Annotated in this window: 4 protein-coding genes; 1 reads left to right on the forward strand and 3 read right to left on the reverse strand. The window is 49.7% G+C overall.

Annotation, left to right across the window (positions count from 1 at the left end):
* On the reverse strand, positions 1–446 hold a 446-nt coding region (locus tag AC4MRN_RS20305), incomplete at its 3' end, for a hypothetical protein (RefSeq protein ID WP_491204343.1).
* A 185-nt stretch (positions 447–631) separates the two neighbouring features.
* Here AC4MRN_RS20305 and AC4MRN_RS20310 point away from each other — a divergent pair.
* On the forward strand, positions 632–1,684 hold the full coding sequence (locus AC4MRN_RS20310) for an MBL fold metallo-hydrolase (RefSeq protein WP_491204345.1): 1,053 nt from the start codon (positions 632–634) through the stop codon (positions 1,682–1,684).
* A gap of 46 nt (positions 1,685–1,730) precedes the next feature.
* On the opposite strand, the gene efpL is transcribed toward AC4MRN_RS20310, so the two are convergent.
* Both efpL and AC4MRN_RS20320 read right to left on the reverse strand, forming a co-directional pair.
* Positions 1,731–2,306, reverse strand: coding sequence for an elongation factor P-like protein EfpL (gene efpL, locus AC4MRN_RS20315; RefSeq protein ID WP_073316822.1), 576 nt, complete (start codon positions 2,304–2,306; stop codon positions 1,731–1,733).
* A 155-nt stretch (positions 2,307–2,461) separates the two neighbouring features.
* The coding region (locus tag AC4MRN_RS20320; protein WP_491204344.1) for a phytanoyl-CoA dioxygenase family protein at positions 2,462–2,871 on the reverse strand (410 nt) is incomplete at its 5' end.

Genomic DNA, 2,871 nt, shown 5'->3' on the forward strand with positions numbered 1-2,871 from the left:
ATGTCGCCCCCACTGGTGCCTATCACAAACGAATGAGGAGCCAGAATAAAGCGCAACGAGGTAATGCTGGCGTCGCCTAATTGAGCAGACAAATCCAAAGAGCCTGCGGGCGCGGTACTCGTGACATCCCAAATCTGAACGACGGTGCGTGTCGCCGACAACAGATATCGCGCAGACTCATCCATATGCATCATTGAGGTATCAGGCAAGACATCCGGCGCGTGCCAGTCAACAAGCCGCTTTTGCGTTTTGTTGTCCCAAACAGCGAGCCGTCCTTGGAGGAACAATAGCGCTGTATGTTGTCCCTGCTTCGACAGCGCTGCAGACAGAATGAATGAGTCGGTGATTTGCCATCGCCCGATATCGTTAACGGGCTCAGGCTCAGAAGTACAGGCAACGCACTGAACCGATACCAGCAAAACGGCTAAACGAAGATATCTGTTCAAGGTTATGGCCCACACTGAGAAAACCCAGACCATACCGTTTTTTTACAAACGCGCCAACAGATACGTTTGGTTACACAAACCTGAAGCGGAACAGTGCGTTACTTCGGCGAAACTTGGTACACTTTGCCGTGAAAAACAGAAAGGACAACCTTGTGTACCGAGCTTTATTACTTCTGTGTCTTACCATGCTGGCCGGCTGTGCGGTTAAAAACCAGGTGAACGTTATTGCCCCCGAATCTTCCCTGCTGGTGTATGCCGATGTTGAAGGGTATGAAGACAGATTCCAGAATATTTACGCTAAATTCTCTGATTATCCGGTAACGTGCAGCGAAAATTGCTATCCAGCTTCGCCACTCATCGAATGCGATTCGCCAATGCAGGATTGCCTTTACACCGGTGAAAAACGCGACGTCACCACGGACGCAGGTTTTAGTGTCACCTGGCTCGGCCATGCCAGCTTCTACGTTCAGACTGCCGCAGGGCAACGCTTTTTGATTGACCCGGTATTTGACCAGTTTGACTGGCCGGTAGACTGGGCCTTCAGATTGTCTGAGGGCTTTTTCCGCAATAAACCAGCACCACTGCCAATAGAGGCGTCGACGCCTGTTGATGCCGTTATGTACTCGCACATTCATTACGATCATTTTAACAAGCGCGACATTGGCAAAATAGGCACCGCACCGGACTATTTAGTGCCAATGGGCTTCGCTGAACACTTTGCTCAACAAGGTTATGCAATTAACGAAATGGCCTGGTACGCCAATAAACAGATTGGTGACACCACCGTTCACTTTGTGCCAGCCCATCACTTCAGCAACCGAATTTGGGTGCCCTATATTTACGAAGACAACAACAAGTCTTTGTGGGGTGGCTGGGTATTAGAAAACAAGGGAAAGACGTTATTTTTTGCAGGTGATACCGGGTATTCCCCGCATTTTAAAGATATCGCCAAGCGGTTCGGACCAATAGACGTTTGCCTGCTGCCCATTGCCTCTTACTTTAGCGAAGCGTCACCAAAGTTCTACCGTAAAGTCCACACAACGCCAGAAGATGCGCTGGTTGCAGCAAAAGAATTGGGATGTAAGGCAATGGTGCCATGGGGATACGGCAATGCCAGCTGGCGAATGGGCGACAAAACGTCACATTCAGCGTTGTTCCGGCTGTTACATATGTACGAGGAACTCAATGCAGAGGTGCCGCTTCATGTTCTGAATGAAGGGGATACCATTGCGTTTTAATGTTTAGCCCCTGTTTTTAATAAACAGGGGCTAAGCCCATCACAGATTAGTGCTTGTCGGCACGGCTCTGGAATTTACGCTCTTCGGTGTTTACCTTGATCCACTCGCCAGTGCTGATGTATTCAGGCACCTGAACAACCAGGCCTGTAGACAGCGTAGCAGGCTTAGTGCGCGAAGTAGCTGATGCGCCTTTGATTGACGGGTCGGTTTCAACAACCTGCAACTCTACGCTCATAGGCAGATCCAGTGCTACTGGCACTTCACTTACGATCAGAACCTGTATGCCGTCGGTCTCTTCGTTAATGAACAGCGCTTCGTCTGCGATAGACTCTTTATTCAGGTGATAAGGCGTGTAGTCTTCCTTGTCCATAAAGACATATTCATCGCCATCCATGTAAGAGAACATCGCAGGGCGACGCACCAAATCCGCCATGTCCAGCATGTCTGAATCTTTGAATGTTTCGTCAAACTTAGCACCACTTACTACGTCGTACATACGCATACGGTAGATGCTGCCTCCGGCACGACCTTGAGGTACAGAGCGTTCAATATCACGCACAATACAGGTTTTGCCGTTAAACACGATGGTGTTGTTCTTTTTAATTTCGCTTGCCTTTGGCATGGGATAATCCTGCAATTTCTGGCCGGAGGCTGGTTGCCCCGGCTTTTGTTGAAGGCGATATTCTCTATGATTTTTGCTCAATGGGAAAGAGCTGGCCGGCGCTTTTGTTCTTTCGTTTTCGGGCTGCCTGTTTCGGGCAATGAAAACGCCAAATTTTACTTCGCTGTATCCAGGCAGTTCTGCGTTACCGCGAACGCTATGGGATCATCAATGGATGCCAGCTGTTTTCCTCGCGGTAAACAATCGGGGTTAGCGTATTTCAGAATGTCCGGCTCCGGGTCGCAAAACAGGACATCCAATGCGCGTCTGTCCATGCCATAGATACCCCGGTGGATAAGATTGGCACTGAAGATCATCAGGTCGCCTGCTTTTAACGGCACGCGTTGTTGATTTGTCAGGTCGTGGTGTGGTGCTTTGCCGTTATTGCCCATTCGCACATCCAGTTCTTCGACCGTGTCCCAGTTGATATGGCTTGTCGGAATCACGTCCAAGCCAGGCTCGTCGACTAATGCAAAACGAAAATGCAATACTTGTGGGCCCGAAAGCGCTTCGCGCTGTTCATCCA

The organism is Marisediminitalea sp., assembly GCF_984433645.1.